Source organism: Brevundimonas albigilva (assembly GCF_023573565.1).
Classification (GTDB): domain Bacteria; phylum Pseudomonadota; class Alphaproteobacteria; order Caulobacterales; family Caulobacteraceae; genus Brevundimonas; species Brevundimonas albigilva.
In genome coordinates this window covers 1745001-1760839 of record NZ_CP097649.1, presented here as the reverse complement: position 1 = coordinate 1760839, position 15839 = coordinate 1745001, and the positions used below count along the sequence as shown (strand labels likewise).

Below are 15839 nucleotides of genomic sequence, written 5' to 3'. Positions count from 1 at the left end.
GATCATGGCCGACAAGAAGAACAGCCAAGGCTTTTCCACCCGCGCCATCCATGCGGGTCAGCATCCGGACCCGACCACCGGCGCGGTGATGACGCCGATCTACGCCACCTCGACCTACGCCCAGGAAAGCCCGGGGGTGAACAAGGGGTACGAGTATGCGCGCGGCAAGAACCCGACGCGCGAGGCGTTCGAGGCCTGCATCGCCGACCTGGAGGGCGGAACCCACGGCTTCGGCTTCGGCTCGGGCATGGCCGCGACCTCGACGGCGCTGGAACTGCTGGACGCAGGGGACCACGTGGTCACGGGCGACGACCTTTACGGCGGTTCGTGGCGGCTGTTCGAGCGGGTGCGCCGTCGGTCGATGGGCCTGGACTTCGCCTATGTGGACCTCAGCGACATCGCCGCGGTCGAGGCGGCGATCACGCCCAGGACCAAGATGCTGTGGGTCGAGACGCCCACCAATCCGCTGATGAAGCTGGCCGACATCGCCGCCCTGTCCAAGGCGGCCAAGGCGCACGGGCTGATCCTGGTGGTCGACAACACCTTCGCCACCCCCTTCTGCCAGCAGCCGCTGAGCCTGGGCGCGGACGTGGTGATGCATTCGGCGACCAAGTACCTGAACGGCCACTCGGACATCATCGGCGGGGCGCTGGTGACGGCCGATCCGGACTTGGCGACGCGGATCAAGTTCCTGCAGAACTCGGTCGGCGGGGTCATGGGGCCGTTCGACGCCTTCCTGGCCAACCGGGGGCTGAAGACGCTGGCGCTCAGGATGAAGGCGCACTGCGAGAACGCCCTGACCATCGCCCGCTGGCTGGAGACGCGGGCGGGGGTGGCCAAGGTGATCTATCCCGGCCTGATCGCCCACCCGCAGCACGAGCTGGCGGCGCGCCAGATGCACGGCGGCTTCGGCGGCATGGTGACCGTGATCCTGGACGGCGACCTGGAGCGGACAAAGCGGGTGCTTGAACAGGTCCAAGTCTTCACCCTGGCGGAATCGCTGGGCGGGGTGGAGAGCCTGGTGAACCACCCGGCGATCATGACCCACGCCTCGGTGCCCAAGGACGTGCGCGAGAAGGGCGGGATCACCGACAGCCTGATCCGCCTCTCCGTGGGCGTGGAGGATGTCGCGGACCTGATCGCCGATCTGGACCAGGCGCTGGGCTGAGGGCGGCGCATCGCCGCGACGGGGTTCAAATCCGCGGCGGCATTGCCTAGGCTGTGGCCATGCCTGACTTCAACGCCATGCGGGATCGCCTGGCGGAGCACCCGGTCGCGGAAACGCTGATCGGGCTCTGTCTCCTGTTATTCGCCGCCTTCCTGGCCGACTTCCTGGTTCGACGCGTGCTCATTCGCCTGTTGCTCAAGGTCATCGACCGGGGCGGGCGGACCGACATGGACGACCTGCTGAAGCCGGCGGTCGGGACGCTGGCGCGGATCGCGCCGGCCATCATCGTTCATCAGGGGATCGCCGCCGTCCCGCACCTGGCGCCGGTCATGGTGAAGCTGACGCAGAATGTGGCCAACGCCTTCGCCATCGTCGTGGTGGTGATGGCGCTGGCGGCGGCGATGGACGTGGTCAACACCCTGTATTCGCGCTCGCCGCGCGGGCACCGCCGCGTGATCAAGGGGTATCTTCAGGTCCTGAAGATCGCCTTCTACGCCATCGGTTCGATCCTGGTGATCGCGACCCTGATCGACCGGTCGCCGCTGCTGCTGCTGTCGGGGCTGGGGGCGTTGGCGGCGGTGCTGATGCTGGTGTTCAAGGACACCATCCTGTCGCTGGTGGCGTCGGTGCAGCTGAACTCCAACGACATGCTGCGGGTCGGCGACTGGATCGAGATGCCTCAGGTCAACGCTGACGGCGACGTGATCGACATCGCCCTGCACACGGTCAAGGTCCAGAACTGGGACAAGACGATCACCACCATCCCGACATGGCGGCTGATCAACGAGAGCTACAAGAACTGGCGCGGGATGCAGGAGAGCGGGGGGCGGCGGATCAAGCGGTCGCTGCTGATCGACCAGACCAGCGTGCGCTTCCTGACGGGGGAGGAGCGAGAGCGGATGCGCCGCTTCCTGCTGATCGACGACTACCTAGCCGACAAGGCGGCGGAGCTTGAGCGGTGGAACGCCGAGCTGGTCGCCAACGGCCGCGATCCGGTCAACATGCGCCGCTCGACCAACATCGGGGCCTTCCGCGCCTATGTGGAGCAGTACCTGACCCACCACGCGCGCATCCGCAAGGACATGACCCTGCTGGTGCGCCAGCTGCAGCCGACCGAGACGGGGCTGCCGCTGGAGATCTACTGCTTCACCTCCACCGTGGCGTGGGGCGAGTACGAGGCGATCCAGTCCGACATCTTCGACCACCTGCTGGCGATCCTGCCCGAGTTCGGACTGGGCCTGTACCAGCAGCCGGGCGGGGCCGACGTGGCCCGCGCCCTGGAGACCCTGCGCGCGGCCTAGAAGGCGTAGGCGATCTGGGCGACCAGGGCGCTCTTGTACTGGTCGCCGAACTCGCGGGCGTCGGTGTCATACCAGCGCACGTCCAGGTCCAGAGCGTCGGTCAGGCCGTAGGTCACGCCGGCGTTCCAGGCGGTGTAGTCCGGGGCGTTGTCCTGCTCGCGGCGGCCCAGGGCGACGGTCGCGTCCAGGCGGTTGGTGAAGGACCAGCCGACGCGCCCCTCGACCCAGGTGAAGGCCTCGGTCGAACCCGCGGCGTCGGGCGAATACTGCACCAGAAGCCGGCCGCTGGCGGGGCCGATCGAGCGGCTGGCCGAACCGGAGACCTCCACCGTGTCCTCGTCATAGCCGGCCTCGGCGTCCAGCCGGTTCTTGTAGGCGACGTTGAAGTCGAAGACGTAGCCATAGGCCTCGGGCGCATAGCCGAAGGCGATCTCGGCCTCCACGTCCGAACCGCCCAGATCGATCGTCTCGGCGGCGGGCGAGACGTAGAAGCGGCCGTCCGCGCTTTCCCAGGTCGCCGAGCCGAAGACATAGGGGTCATTGCCCGACTTGGACGTGCCCTTGGAACGGTTGTCGGTGCCCGCCCCGACCTCGAAGGACCAGGGGCTGGCGGACTGGGCCAGGGCCGGGGCGGCCGCCAGCGTCGCGAGGGCGAAGGCGGGCAGGCAGAGCAGGGCGGTCTTGGTCATGGAGCCTCCAACGCGCGAAAGGCGCGCGGGTGCCCTTAGCGCGCTCCGGCCTTGATGGCGAATTGATCCGTGGCCTGAGCGAACTCATGTCGCAGGCGTTCCACCAGCGCGGCGGCCGGCACGACGTCGTGGATGGCCCCCGCGCCCTGGCCGGCCGACCAGACGGTCTTCCAGGCCTTGGCCTCGTCGCCCATGTCCAGCTTGTGCTCGGGCAGGTGCTTGGGGTCGACGCCATTCTCGACCAGGGACTTGACCATGAAGTTGGCCGGAATGCCCGAGACGGCCGGCGTATGGACGATGTCGGCCGAGCCGCTGTCGACGATCATCTGCTTGTAGGGCTCGGGCGCCAGGGCCTCGGTGGTGTTGATGAAGCGGGTGCCCATGTAGGCGAAGTCGGCGCCCATCATCAGGGCGGCGGCCACGTCCTGGCCCGTCGAGATGGCGCCGGCCAGGATGATGGTCCCGTCGTAGAAGGACCGCACCTCGTTGATCAGGGCGAACGGATTGACGATCCCCGCGTGACCGCCGGCCCCGGCCGCGACCAGGATCAGGCCGTCGACGCCCGCCTCGGCGGCCTTTCGCGCATGACGGACATTGGCGATGTCGTGGAAGACCACGCCGCCATAGCCGTGCACCGCATCGACCACGTCGCGCACGGCGCCCAGCGAGGTGATGATCAGGGGCACCTGCTCCTCGACCGACACCGTCATGTCGGCCATCAGGCGCGGATTGGTCGGGTGGACGATGTGGTTCACCCCGAAGGCCGCGGCCTCGGGTTTCAGCCGGGCCTTGATGTCGCGCACCCACTCCCGATAGCCCTCGGTCGTGCGCTGGTTCAGCGACGGGAAGGTGCCGATCACGCCGGCGTTGCAGGTCTCGACCACCAGGTCCGGGCCGGACACCAGGAACATGGGCGAGGCGATGACCGGCAGGGTCAGGCCCTTCTGCAGCGAAGCGGGAATGGCCACGGGCGTCTCCTATGGGTTTCGTTTCGCTACGGATAGCGGGCTGTCGCCGGGGAAGGCAATCGGGCCAGGCGGCGGAAAAAGAGGGTATGAACAGTATGAATAGTGTGAAATCGGCGAGCGGATGCGCGCCGCCGCGCCGAAGCGCGCGATCGCGAGCCTAGCATCCCTTGGGTCGCCGGAATGCGATGGGCGTGGATTTTCCTCAGGGTGAACCATGCTTCACGAGCCCTCTGGCGCGACCGGACAAGGGAGGATGGCACGGTTTCCAACCCAGGCGGGCTGAAGACGACGACAATCAGGCAATCGGTTGAAATCGTTGGAGTCATGTCCGCCGTTGCTGAGGGGTCGGCGACATCGACCTCGCACGCTCCCGCCTGCGCCTGAGCCCCTCTCCCTGTGGGGAGAGGGGATGCGTCGAGCGGTTAGTGCGTCTGGTCCCAGAAGCGCACCGCGTCGGCGTCGCGGGCCGACAGGTCGGGGTAGGCGGGATCGGAGCCGACGTCGGGGACGCGGCGCCAGGAGCGGGCGCATTTGGGGTGGTCGGCGAGGTTGACCGCGACCGTGACCGCCTCGCCGCCCGTGACCAGTTCGGCGCCGGAGGTGCGGAAGACCTCGGCGGCGTCCAGGCCGTCGAACGGCGCGAGGAGCTCGGCCGGGGCGGTGACGGTCGGCCAGGCGTCCAGGGCGCCGCCGATGATCTTGTCGCGGCGAGCGGCCTCCAGGGCTTCGTTGACGACCTCCAGAACGGTCTCCACGCCGGCCCAGCGTTCGGCCTCGGCGGGGTTGCGCCACTGGCCGGGCGTTTCCGGGATGACGCGGGCGCAGTTGGTCCCGGCGTCGGGGAAGCGCGTGGTCCACGCCTCTTCCATCGTGAAGGGCGTCAGCGGGGCCAGCCAGGCGGTCAGACGGGCGAAGACCTCGTCCATCACGGTGCGGGCGGCGCGACGGCGGACCGAATCGGGCCGGTCGCAGTAGAGGGCGTCCTTGCGAATGTCGAAATAGAGCGCCGACAGGTCGCCCGAGCAGAACTCCAGCACCGGGCGGACCACGTCCTGGAAGCGGTATTCGGCGTAGGCCTGGCGGACCTGGGCGTCGAGCTCCCACAGGCGATGCAGGATGAACTTTTCCAGCGGCGGGAACTGGTCGTAGTCGGTCAGACGCTCGGCCTCGTCGAAGCCGGCCAGGGCGCCCAGCAGATAGCGGACGGTGTTCCGAAGCTTGCGATAGGCGTCGACCGTGGTCTGGAGGATCTGCTTGCCGATCCGCTGGTCGTCCGAATAGTCGACCAGGGCGACCCACAGGCGCAGGATGTCGGCGCCGCTCTCCTTGATGATGGTCAGGGGGTCGGTGGTGTTGCCCCGCGACTTGGACATCTTCTCCCCGTTCTCGTCCAGGGTGAAGCCGTGGGTCAGGACCGCCTTGAACGGGGCGCGGCCGCGCGTGCCGCAGCCCTCGAGCAGGGAGGACTGAAACCAGCCGCGGTGCTGGTCGGAGCCTTCCAGATAGAGGTCGGCGGGCCAGTGGGCCGGGCGGTTTCCACTGTAGCCGTGCTCGGCCGTGCGCGGGTCCAGGGTGAAGGCGTGGGTCGAGCCGGAGTCGAACCAGACGTCCAGGATGTCCTGAACCTTCTCGTAGCGGGCCGGGTCGTGGGCGCCCAGGAAGTCGCTGTCCGGGGCGGTGAACCAGACGTCGGCGCCGTGTTCGGCGACGGCGGCGACGATGCGGGCGTCGACCGCGTCGTCATGCAGGGGCTGGCCGGTCTGTTTGTCGATGAACATGGCCAGGGGCGTGCCCCAGGCGCGCTGTCGGCTGACCAGCCAGTCGGGGCGGCCCTCGACCATGCTCCGGATGCGGTTCTTGCCGCCGGCGGGGTGGAAGGCGGTGGCGTCGATGGCGTTCAGGGCCGTCTCGCGCAGGGTGTCGCCCGACTTCAAGGGCTCGTCCATGCGGATGAACCACTGGGGGGTGTTGCGGAAGATGATGGGGGCCTTGGAGCGCCAGCTGTGCGGATAGGAATGCTCCAGACGGCCGCGCGCCAGCAGATTGCCCGCCTCGATCAGCTTTTCCATCACCGCGCCGTTGGCGGGGCCGAACTTGCCGGTCTTCTTGCCCTCGGTCTCCAGCACCTTGAGGCCGGCGAACAGGGGGACGGTCGGATAATAGGCGCCGTCCGGGTCGACCGTGTCCGGCACCTCGTGATGGCCGTGGGCCTTCCAGACCTCGAAGTCGTCGGCGCCGTGGCCCGGCGCGGTGTGGACGAAGCCGGTGCCCGCATCGTCGGTGACGTGGTCGCCGGCCAAGAGCGGCACGGAGAAGCCGTAGCCGCTGTCCAGCGCCGCCAGCGGGTGGGCGGTCTCCAGGCCCGAGGGGTTGATGTCATAGACGCGCGTCCAGGCGGCGATCTTGGCGGCTTTGAACACGTCCTCGGCCAGCTTGTCGGCGACGATCAGGCGGTCGCCCGGCCTGGCCCAGGGCTCGAACTCAAGCCCCTCTTCCATGGCCGTGACCTCATAGAGGCCATAGGCGATGTCGGGGCCGTAGCTGATGGCGCGGTTGGCCGGGATGGTCCAGGGCGTGGTCGTCCAGATGACGATGGACGGGGTGCTGCTGCGGAAGGACAGCAGATCGTCCGGATGGTCGTCCGAGGCGCCCGTGACCGGGAACTTGACCCAGATCGTGGGCGAGACGTGGTCGTGATACTCGACCTCGGCGTCGGCCAGGGCGGTGCGTTCGACCGGGGACCACATGACCGGCTTGGAGCCGCGATAGAGCTGGCCCGAGTTCTTGAACTTGTGGAATTCGGCGACGATGGCCGCCTCGGACGCGAAGTCCATGGTGGCGTAGCGGTTGGCGAAGTCGCCGACGACGCCTAGGCGCTGGAACTGGTCGCGCTGCAGGTCGATGTACTTGCCGGCGTAGTCGCGGCAGGCGGCGCGGAATTCGTCCTTGGACACCTCGTCCTTGCGGCGGCCCTTGGCGCGGAATTGCTCCTCGATCTTCCACTCGATCGGCAGGCCGTGGCAGTCCCAGCCGGGGACGTAGTCGACGTCGTATCCCAGCAGGAAACGGCTGCGGACCACGAAGTCCTTCAGCGTCTTGTTCAGGGCGTGGCCGATGTGGATGTCGCCGTTGGCGTAGGGCGGGCCGTCGTGCAGGACGTAGAGAGGGGCGTTCTGCTTCTGCCGCTCGGCGCGCAGGGTCCCGTAGAGGTCGCCCCACTGTTCCAGGATCAGCGGCTCCTTCTGCGGCAGGCCGCCGCGCATGGGGAAGGGCGTCTCGGGCAGGAAGACGGTGTCGCGATAGTCGCGGCCAGAGGGGGTGTCGGTGGCGTCGGCCATGAAGGGTCTCGGCGTAGGGTGAGCATTCGCTGTTTCATTCGCCCGGTGGGCGGTCGTCCCGACGTGCGCTGGGCCAGGCCCTGCGGCGCTACGCCGGGCGGCTAATCGAAATCAGGCGAAGGAAAACGCGGACGGTCATTGTGCGGGCGGTCTAGCAGACCCGTGCGGCATTGCGCCATCCCGGAAAGCGGCGGCGTCTCAACGGAAACGAAAGGCTTTTGGCGTTTTGGTTAAACGATGATCGGCCGGGTTGCGCCTGGCCGACGCCTTGAACACGCTCGGGAGCCCTGCCCATGAGGCTGCGGATCAGAAACTGGATGCTGGCGCTGGGGGCGGGATTCGCCTTCACGGCGACGGCCGGCGCCGCGGCGGCGCAGTGCGATTCCGGCTGCGAGCCGCCGACGCCGCCGTGCTGCGAACCGCCGCCTCCTCCGCCCCCGCCGTCGTGCGACGGCGGCTGCACGCCCTATCCGCCGACCTATCCGCCCGGCGGCGGCAATGTGAACGTGAACGTCAACGTCAACGCCGGGGCCTACGCCAACGCCAATGCGGGGGCCAGCTCCTACGTCAATGCGCGCGCGGGCGGATTCAGCAGCAGCCGGGGCTTCGGTTCGGGCTATGGCTACGGCTACGGCGGGGGCTCGGCCTATGTCAGCGTCGAATCGCCCGCGCCGACGACCATCCAGGGTCTGGCGGTCGAAGGCATGGCCATGCAGACCGTGCGCACGCCCTACACGGCCTTTCGCAGCATGATGAAGCGGGTGGTGATCCAGGCGGTCTGCATCGACGACCGCCAGGTGCCGCATCCGGCCTCGCAGGTCCGGCCCGACCGCGAGGTCGGCGAGGGCTACGAGGGCGAACTGTACCGCTGCCTGGCCGGGACCTGGCTGCAGGCGACCATCGCCGACTACGATGGCGACGTCAGCTTCGACCACGGCGAGACGCTGACGTGCCGCAAGCACGAGGCCCTGTGGTTCGGCGCCGGCGGCAAGCTGGAATGCCGGCCCGAGAAGCCCGAGCGCGACTGCAACGAGCGCTCGCTGCTGCGGCGCTACGGCGCGGGGATCAAGATCCTGACGCTGTACCGCGAGGAGGAATACACCGAATACCGCGAGGAGCAGGTGCAGGGCACGGCGGTCATGACCGGCACCATCACCCTGGACGGCGGCGTCGGCGGCCGGGTTTTCTGAACCGGAGCCGAACGGCGTCGTTCAGGCCCGGCTCACGCGCGGGATGAGAGGATGCGACCGTCGGCTCTCCGTCGACGATCCTGAAGACTGGCCCCGGTCCGCGCTGGACCGGGGCCTTTTTCGTGCGTCGCCTATTGAGCCGGGGCGGCGCCCGCCTTGTCGGAGACGACCTCCAGGCGCCAGGCGGCGGCGGGGGTCAGGTACTGACGGGCCAGCCGCTGCAGGTCGGCGGCCGTGACAGCCTCCAGCACCGCGATCTGGTTGCGCGTCTGGTCCAGCGAGGCGGGCTCGGACTGGGCTTCGGACAGCTGCTGCAGCCAGTAGGCGTTGTCGGCCATGCTGCGGCGGATGCGCTCGACCGCGGGCAGGCGGGCGCGGTTCAGCTCGTCCTCGCTGACGGGCGTGTCGCGCAGGTCGGCCGCGATGGCGTCCACCGTCTCGAACAGCTTGGGCAGGGCCTCGGGCGGCGTCTGGGCCGTGACCGAGACATAGCCATAGCCGGGATAGATGTCCGAGCTGTTCGAGCCGGCGTTGGGCGAATAGGCCAGGCCCTGCTTTTCGCGGATCTCGTCGTTCAGCCGCAGCTGCAGGACGTCGGACAGGATCGACAGCTGGCGCGCGGCGGTGCGGTCGCCGATCTGGTCGGTGGTCGGCCAGGCGACGAAGCCCAGGGCCTGGTCGGCGGGGCCGTCGTGCGTCAGCCGGGCCGGCGCGGCGTCCGGCGCCGGGAAGCGGCGCTGGGCCGAGGCCGGGGCGGGCGTCGGCGCCGGGCCGCGCGCGGGCAGGGCGCCGAAGGTGGAGGCCACCGCGGCGATGGCGGCGTCCACGTCGACATCGCCCACAACGGTGATCTCGATCGGGCCGTGGGCCAGGGCGGCGGGCACGCCGGCGCGCAGCTCGTCGATGCTCATGGCCGCGACCTCCTCGGCGGTCGGGAGGGTCTCGCGACGGTCGCCCGACGCCAGCAGGCCGGAGCCGTCGCGCTGGAACACGCCGGCGGGGGTCGCGCTCAACTGCTGGAGCAGTTGCGGGAAGAAGGCCTTGATCTGCTCGAACGGCGCGGCGCGCAGGCCGGGATCGGTCAGATAGGCCGCCAGGACCTGCATCTGAAGCTGCAGGTCCTCGGGCCGGGTGGCGCCGCTGAAGACATAGGCGTCGCCGCCCAGCTGGGCCGTGGCGCTATAGACGTGGCCGCTGAGCACGCGGGTCATCTCGTCCAGGGTCAGCTTGCCCACGCCGCCGGGCGTCAGGACCGGGTTCGCCAGGGACAGGGCGGTGACCCGGTCCGCGGGCAGGCCCAGTTCGCCGATGCCGGTGCGCGCGCTGACCAGGATCTGGTCGTCGCGGAAGTCGGTCGGCTTGATGTTCAGCAGCACGCCGTTGGGGAAGCGCACCAGGGTGGCGCCCAGGTCGGCGACCTCGGTGCGTTCGGCGGGAACGCCGGCGGCGCCGAAGTCGGTGTAGGGCCATTCCAGGGCGGCCTGTTCGGCGCGCGCGCTGACGGGAACCTGGCGCGAGGCCTCCAAGGCGGCGGTGACGGCGGCCTCGCCGCCCTCGACCGGGACGGGGGACGAGAACAGGACGAGCGGCCCCTGGCCCTCGAACACCGGCGCGACGGCGGCGTTGACCTGGGCGGCGGTCAGATCCTTCACCCCGGCCTCGAACAGGGCCAGACTTTCCTGCGGGGTGGTGAAGACTTCGTCGTCGTTCACGGCGCCCAGCAGGCTGTTGGCCAGGGCGGGCGTGGAGCGCGTGGCCGCGGCGGCCACCTGGTTCTGCAGGGCGGTGCGATAGTCCGTGATCTCGCGCTGGAGTTCGGCGTCGGTGACGCCGTGCTCGGCCAGACGGCGGCCCTCCTGCTCCACGGCTTCCAGGGCGCGCTTCCATTCGCCGGGATTGAAGCTGACGGCGATCGTGCCGGCGTCCAGGCTGTTGAACAGCGACTGATACGAGCCGCCGGCGCCGAGGAAGGGCGGGTTGTCGGCGCGCGCCATCTCGCCCAGCCGGCGGTTCAGCACGGCCAGGCCCAGGCTGCGGCGCAGGTCGACGGTGCGCTGGGCCACCGTATCGGGCGTCAGGTCGGGCGCCTTGATCCAGTTGATCTGGATCGTCGACTGCACGCCCGGCTCCACGATGATGGCGGTCTCGGGTTGGCGCGGGGCGACGGTTCCCAGGTCGGGCTCGGGGCCGTCGGCCGCCTTGGGCGTCCAGTCGCCGAAGGCCTGGCGGATCTTGGCTTCCATCGCATCGACATCGAAGTCGCCGACGGCGATGAAGGTCGCGCGCGAGGGACGGTAGTAGGCGTCATAGAAGGCGACGAACCGCTCGCGCGGGGCCGTGCGGATGATGTCCAGGTCGCCGATGGGCAGACGTTCGGCCAGGCGCTGGCCCTGCGCCAGCAGACCCAGCTGGGTCTTGAGCACGCGCAGTTGCGGGGTGTTGCGGGTGCGCTCCTCGCCGACGATGACGCCGCGCTCGGCGTCGATCGCGTCCGGCGCCATCAGGGCGTCGCCCATCATCTGACGCAGCACGTGCAGGGAGGCGTCGACCGTCTCGTCCCTGGTGTTGGGCAGTTCCAGCACATAGGCGGTCTGGTCGAAGCTGGTGAAGGCGTTGGTGTCCGCGCCGAAGGCCAGGCCGAGACGTTCGAGGATGCGCAGCATCTCGTTCTCGGGGATGTCCTTGGTGCCGTTGAAGGCCATGTGCTCCATGAAGTGGGCCAGGCCCTTCTGTTCGTCGGTCTCCATCAGCGAGCCGGCGTCGATCCGCAGGCGGAACGAGGCCTGACCCGGCGGCGTGGCGTTGCGAAGCAGGGCGTAGCGCATCCCGTTCGGCAGCAGGCCGAATCGCACCGCGGGGTCGGCGGGAATGTCGCTGGCCGCCTGGGGCCAGGGGTCGGAGGGCGCGACCTGCGCCGTCGCGGCGGCGGCGGGCGCGGCCTGGTCGAAGGCGAAGGCGGGCGCCGCGAAGGCTCCCGTGGTCAGGGCCAAGCCCGAGACGGCGACAAGAAGCAGGCGGCGTGCAGAACGCATCAGTTCACTCCCAAAGGCCGCAACCCCCGATGGAGCGGCCCTGAGGGAGTAGGCGAGACGACGGACGGCGGCAAGCGCGCCGTGGATCGTCGCGAACGACGGCGCCGATCAGCCGCCGGGTCGCGAGACGTAGAAGGTGGCGCTGTTGCCCGCGGCGTTGGCGCCGACGACGGCGGCGCGGCTTCCGCCCGTCCGGCCCGCGCCGACGTTGACCACGGCCGAGACGTCGCCGGAGTTCACCTGGGTGTTGGCGACGTTCACCTCTCCGCCGCAGGTGGAGCAGACGTAGCCGCTGACGGCGTTGCCGATGGCGTCCGCGCCGACATAGGCGTCATATCCCGTATTGCCCTGGAAGGTCGCGACGGCCTCGACGCCGCCGGTGTTGATCTGGGTGTTGTCCAGCGACAGGTAGATGTCGTCGTTGCCGGCGACGGTCTCATTGGCCACGGCCCGCGCGGAGGCGACGGCGGCGCCGTAGAGGTCGGTCCGCAGGCGCGTCTCGGCCCGGACGCGGCCGGCGTTGGACTGGTCGGCCCGGATCACCATCGAACCGCCCTCGTTGCCGGCGTTGGCGTAGTTGCCGCGGGCCTGAGCATCGGCCGAGACGTCCCAGGCGTTGTCGATATAGACGTCGGTCTGCGCGACGGTAGTCGAGGGGCGGTTCTCCTGCCGGATGGACAGATTCTGGTGCGACGAACCCGTCGTGCCGGCCTGGGCGGAGTTGGCGGTCGCGCGGCTGGAGAAGGAGGCCGTCGCCGGGACGTAGCGGATGTCGGCGACCGTTTCGGAAAAGACGGTGGTCTGGGCGGTCTGGTCGATGGCGCCGAGCACCTGGGAGCGGGGGCCGCCGACAGCGACGTTGTTGGCCGTGGCCGAGGTGGACACATAGCCGCCGCCGGTGATGGCGCTGTCGCCGGCCTGGATATCGGTGCTGGCCTGGACGGCCGGGCCGGCGGCGACCTGGGCCGCGTCCACGGTGAAGACGGCGTCGCCCGTATAGGCCTCGAAATTATTGCCCCGCACGTGGGTGTCGACCGCCGCGCCGTTCTCGGCGCCGGACACGGCCACGACCACGTCGCCGCGAACGAGGCCGCGGTTGTCCTGGCGCGAGATCATGGCCCCGGACGCGCCCTCCACGCCGCCGCGCAGGACATTTCCCTGGGTCTCGACCGAGACCTGAAGCTGGCCGACGGCCACGTCGAGATTAACCGACGACAGGACGTCGCCGGTCTGGACCTGGTTGCTGGAACAGGCTGCGCCGGTCAGCGGATCGCAGACCGCCGCCTGCTGGGCGGACGCCTCAGTAGCGGCTGCCGCGAACGTCGCCGTCGCGGCGATCATGCCAGCGAGACGGATCGGCGCGTGTCTGGCCATTGTTCGTGTCCGTGTTGGGATAGGCGGGGTAGTAGCCGCCGGTCGGGCCGACCGTGGAATCGGCCAGGGGATCGTTCGCCGGGTTCAGGCAGATCTCGGGGCCTGGCGCGCCATAGAGATTGGCCATGAACTCCACCGTCGCGCGTTCCACCAGGGCGCGCACGGCCAGTTGAACGGGTTCGAACCCGCCCGTGCCGGCCGAGATGTCGAAGACGTTGCCGTTGAGGAAGTCGAACACGCCGGCCGAGATCTCGCGGCCGATGATCTGCTTCTGGTAGGAGACGACGTCGACCACCTCTAACGTGGTGGTCTGGACCAACCGCAGATCCATGGCGATGTTCATGACGAAGACGCGGTGGGTGACGATGCCCGAACCGGGGGTGTCGCTGTCCACCTCGCCGCCGGCGACGTCGAAGCCGCCCGAGCGGATGTTGTAGTTCACCTCGGTCACGCCGCCGACGACGTAGAAGTCCGAGCCCGGCACCTGGCCGGCCAGGATGCGGCGGTACTGGGTGTCCTCCGGCGCGTCCGGGGCCTGGTCGCCGATCAGCTTGTTGTTGGCGTAGCGCAGCTCCAGCTCGGACACCGAGGTGTCGTAGCGTTCGACGATCCGCGCGCCGGCCTTGGCCAGGGCCGAGGTCGCCATCAGGGAGGCGCCGCCGGTGATCTGGCGGCCGCCGTCCGAGGAGACGGTGCCGGTGTAGTCGCTGATCCGCCCCACCGCCATGCGCGGCGAGGGCAGATTGTAGCGCCGGGCGTAGTCCGCCAGGCAGTACAGGGCCGTGGAGTAGGGCGTCGGGTTCGACGTCACCGGCGCATTGCCGATCGGCGTGGCGTAAAGGCCCGACGGTCCCGCCGTGGGGCTGACGCAGCCGGCCAGGGCCAGGGCGGCGACCGACGCGACGGCCGCCGCGCGCGCGCGGAGACGGGAAGAGGTGTGTGTGCGGCTCATGGCAGGTCGAGGGTTCCGTTCAGGGCCGTGCCGGCGGTGACGTCGCCGTTGTTGGTCTGGTTCGAATTGACGATCACGGTGTTCCAGCTGCCCTGGACCACGACGTTGAGCTGGTTGCCGATGGCGGTCGAGCCGCCGATGGTCGTGCCCGCGCGCGATCCGTAGCCGGCCCCGCTGTAGGCGCTGGCCACGCCGCCGGTCTGGCGCGAATAGGAGGAGGCGCCGGACTGGATGATGCCGTCCACGATCAGGCGGTTGCCGTTGGAATCGCGGGTGGAGCCGGTCGTGCCGCTGGTCGTGCTGGACCGCGCCGAGCCATAGCCCTGCTGGAACTGCGAGGCCCCCCCGGAACCGGCCGTCTGGGCCCCGGCCAGGGCGGGGGCCAGCAGTCCCGCGACGAGGGCGCTCGCGGCGATCAGCGTCTTTGCGGACATGGCTTCTGGACGCTCCTGGCGCACGAATAGGGATGCGGCCGTGTCGTCGGCCCGCGCCTAATGTCGGTTAAGGTTATTAAGAAGCGCTTGAGATTGCGGCGGTCGCTGCGCATTTGGGGGCATGACCGATCCGCAAGGCCGATTCGATGCGCCGCCGCCGGCCCGGGAGCGGATGTTCAACGCCCCGCTGACGGTGGTGCTGATCGCCCTGTCCATGCCGGTGCTGTTCTTCTTCCAGCAGCGCCTGCCTGACGGCGGGGCCGGCATGGCCTTCGCGCCCGCCGACCTGGCCGAGGGACGATGGGGGACCCTGTTCACCGTCATGCTGCTGCACGGCGGATGGGCGCACGCGATCATGAACGCCATCGCGGCCCTGGCCTTCGGGGCGCCGGTCGCGCGGCTGTTCGGGGACCGGATCGGGCCAACGGTGTTCCTGCTTTTCTATGTGGCGTGCGGCGCCCTGGCGGCCCTGGGCTATGGGCTGGTCCACTGGGGTTCGACCCAGCCGATGGTCGGAGCATCCGGCGCGGTGTTCGGCCTGATCGGGGCGGCGACGCGGCTGATGGGCGGGCAGGGCAGGGTGCTGCCGTTGACCGACCGCCGCGTGCTCAGCGCCTCCCTGGCGTGGATGGCGGTGAACGTCGTGGTCGGGCTGATCGGCTATGCGCCCGGGGTTCAGGGCGCCAGGATCGCCTGGGAGGCCCATGCCGTCGGCTTCGTGGTCGGGATCCTGGCGATCGGCCCCCTGGCGCGCCTGTTCGGCAAGGGACCCGAATCGCCGGGCGCCGCGCAGGTTTGATTCCCCGATCGGACTGAGCGATCATCGGTCGCGAGCGGCCCTGTCGCCATCCCGGCCCCGCGGTCGTCTCTTCCACAGAGAGAAGGAGCCGCGATGTTCGTCGCCGAAATCCTCAAGACCAAGGGAAACGCCGTCTTCTCCATTGCGCCGGATCTGAGCGTGGCGCGCGCCTGCGCCGAGTTGGAGGAAAGGCGGGTCGGGGCGCTGGTCGTCTGCGACGGCGAGCGCGTGGCCGGCGTCTTTTCCGAACGCGACGTGGTTCGCGCCCTGGCGCGCGACGGCGCCCAGGCGCTGGATAGGCCTGTCAGCGCCTATATGACGGCGAAGGTGATCTTCGCCGAGCCGCGCGAGGAGATGTCTGTGCTGATGACGCGCATGACGGATCGACGAATCCGCCACCTGCCGGTCATGGCCGAGGGGCGGCTGGCCGGCGTCATCTCCATCGGCGACGTGGTGAAATGCCAGATCGCCGAACACGCCCGCGAGGCCGAAAGCCTGAAGACCTACATCGCCGCGGGCTGAGCGGGCGGGCGACGGCTCGTCTATCGCGGGTCCGTCAGAAATTTCGTCGAACCGTCAGAATCCGGTTGCGGC

Annotated in this window: 12 protein-coding genes; 5 read left to right on the top strand and 7 right to left on the bottom strand. The window is 69.4% G+C overall.

What is annotated here, in order from left to right; genetic code table 11:
* The first annotated feature begins 4 nt into the window (after positions 1-4).
* Both M8231_RS08790 and M8231_RS08785 read left to right on the top strand, forming a co-directional pair.
* Positions 5-1168: a cystathionine gamma-synthase gene (locus M8231_RS08790; protein ID WP_249750252.1), complete on the top strand. Its 1164-nt coding sequence runs from the start codon at positions 5-7 to the stop codon at positions 1166-1168.
* Positions 1169-1227: 59 nt separating this feature from the next.
* Entirely contained in the window at positions 1228-2469 is a 1242-nt protein-coding gene (locus M8231_RS08785) for a mechanosensitive ion channel family protein (protein WP_250201290.1), read from the top strand.
* Here the strand turns inward: M8231_RS08785 and M8231_RS08780 are convergent.
* From M8231_RS08780 to ileS, 3 genes are all read right to left on the bottom strand, one after another.
* Positions 2466-3158 carry a TorF family putative porin gene (locus M8231_RS08780; RefSeq protein WP_249750253.1) on the bottom strand — a complete coding sequence of 231 codons (693 nt, stop codon included), beginning with the start codon at positions 3156-3158 and terminating at the stop codon, positions 2466-2468. The two genes, M8231_RS08785 and M8231_RS08780, sit on opposite strands and share 4 nt — an antisense overlap.
* Positions 3159-3193: 35 nt before the next feature.
* Positions 3194-4126 carry an NAD(P)H-dependent flavin oxidoreductase gene (locus M8231_RS08775; RefSeq protein ID WP_250201289.1) on the bottom strand — a complete coding sequence of 311 codons (933 nt, stop codon included), beginning with the start codon at positions 4124-4126 and terminating at the stop codon, positions 3194-3196.
* 422 nt (positions 4127-4548) lie between these two features.
* Positions 4549-7464 carry an isoleucine--tRNA ligase gene (gene ileS, locus M8231_RS08770; protein WP_250201288.1) on the bottom strand — a complete coding sequence of 972 codons (2916 nt, stop codon included), beginning with the start codon at positions 7462-7464 and terminating at the stop codon, positions 4549-4551.
* A 293-nt stretch (positions 7465-7757) separates the two neighbouring features.
* Here ileS and M8231_RS08765 point away from each other — a divergent pair, with 293 nt between their 5' ends.
* Positions 7758-8654, top strand: a complete 897-nt coding sequence (locus tag M8231_RS08765) for a hypothetical protein (RefSeq protein ID WP_249750254.1) — start codon at positions 7758-7760, stop codon at positions 8652-8654.
* Between the two features lie 131 nt (positions 8655-8785).
* Here M8231_RS08765 and M8231_RS08760 read toward each other — a convergent pair whose 3' ends face one another.
* The 4 genes from M8231_RS08760 to hfaA all read right to left on the bottom strand — a co-directional run bounded on the left by M8231_RS08760 (position 8786) and on the right by hfaA (position 14446).
* Positions 8786-11686: a M16 family metallopeptidase gene (locus M8231_RS08760; protein ID WP_250201287.1), complete on the bottom strand. Its 2901-nt coding sequence runs from the start codon at positions 11684-11686 to the stop codon at positions 8786-8788.
* A 108-nt stretch (positions 11687-11794) separates the two neighbouring features.
* Positions 11795-13060 carry a holdfast anchor protein HfaD gene (gene hfaD / locus M8231_RS08755; protein ID WP_250201286.1) on the bottom strand — a complete coding sequence of 422 codons (1266 nt, stop codon included), beginning with the start codon at positions 13058-13060 and terminating at the stop codon, positions 11795-11797.
* Positions 12987-14012, bottom strand: a complete 1026-nt coding sequence (gene hfaB, locus M8231_RS08750; RefSeq protein ID WP_249750258.1) for a holdfast anchoring protein HfaB — start codon at positions 14010-14012, stop codon at positions 12987-12989. The genes hfaD and hfaB overlap by 74 nt, the downstream gene beginning before the upstream one ends.
* Entirely contained in the window at positions 14009-14446 is a 438-nt protein-coding gene (gene hfaA, locus M8231_RS08745; protein WP_249750259.1) for a holdfast anchoring protein HfaA, read from the bottom strand. Before hfaA ends, hfaB begins: the two co-directional genes overlap by 4 nt.
* 121 nt (positions 14447-14567) lie before the next feature.
* On the opposite strand from hfaA, the gene M8231_RS08740 reads away from it, so the two are divergent.
* On the top strand, positions 14568-15245 hold the full coding sequence (locus tag M8231_RS08740; protein WP_250201285.1) for a rhomboid family intramembrane serine protease: 678 nt from the start codon (positions 14568-14570) through the stop codon (positions 15243-15245).
* Positions 15246-15338: 93 nt separating this feature from the next.
* Positions 15339-15767 (top strand): CBS domain-containing protein, encoded by a 429-nt coding sequence (locus tag M8231_RS08735; protein ID WP_249750261.1) that lies wholly within the window; start codon positions 15339-15341, stop codon positions 15765-15767.
* Positions 15768-15839 lie beyond the last annotated feature (72 nt).

Coding starts and splice junctions, on each gene's coding strand:
- M8231_RS08785 (WP_250201290.1), top strand. CDS start 1,228: ATGCCTGACTTCAACGCCATGCGGGATCGCCTGGCGGAGCACCCGGTC.
- hfaB (WP_249750258.1), bottom strand. CDS start 14,012: ATGAGCCGCACACACACCTCTTCCCGTCTCCGCGCGCGCGCGGCGGCC.
- hfaA (WP_249750259.1), bottom strand. CDS start 14,446: ATGTCCGCAAAGACGCTGATCGCCGCGAGCGCCCTCGTCGCGGGACTG.
- hfaD (WP_250201286.1), bottom strand. CDS start 13,060: ATGGCCAGACACGCGCCGATCCGTCTCGCTGGCATGATCGCCGCGACG.
- M8231_RS08760 (WP_250201287.1), bottom strand. CDS start 11,686: ATGCGTTCTGCACGCCGCCTGCTTCTTGTCGCCGTCTCGGGCTTGGCC.
- M8231_RS08735 (WP_249750261.1), top strand. CDS start 15,339: ATGTTCGTCGCCGAAATCCTCAAGACCAAGGGAAACGCCGTCTTCTCC.
- M8231_RS08765 (WP_249750254.1), top strand. CDS start 7,758: ATGAGGCTGCGGATCAGAAACTGGATGCTGGCGCTGGGGGCGGGATTC.
- M8231_RS08780 (WP_249750253.1), bottom strand. CDS start 3,158: ATGACCAAGACCGCCCTGCTCTGCCTGCCCGCCTTCGCCCTCGCGACG.
- M8231_RS08740 (WP_250201285.1), top strand. CDS start 14,568: ATGACCGATCCGCAAGGCCGATTCGATGCGCCGCCGCCGGCCCGGGAG.
- M8231_RS08790 (WP_249750252.1), top strand. CDS start 5: ATGGCCGACAAGAAGAACAGCCAAGGCTTTTCCACCCGCGCCATCCAT.
- ileS (WP_250201288.1), bottom strand. CDS start 7,464: ATGGCCGACGCCACCGACACCCCCTCTGGCCGCGACTATCGCGACACC.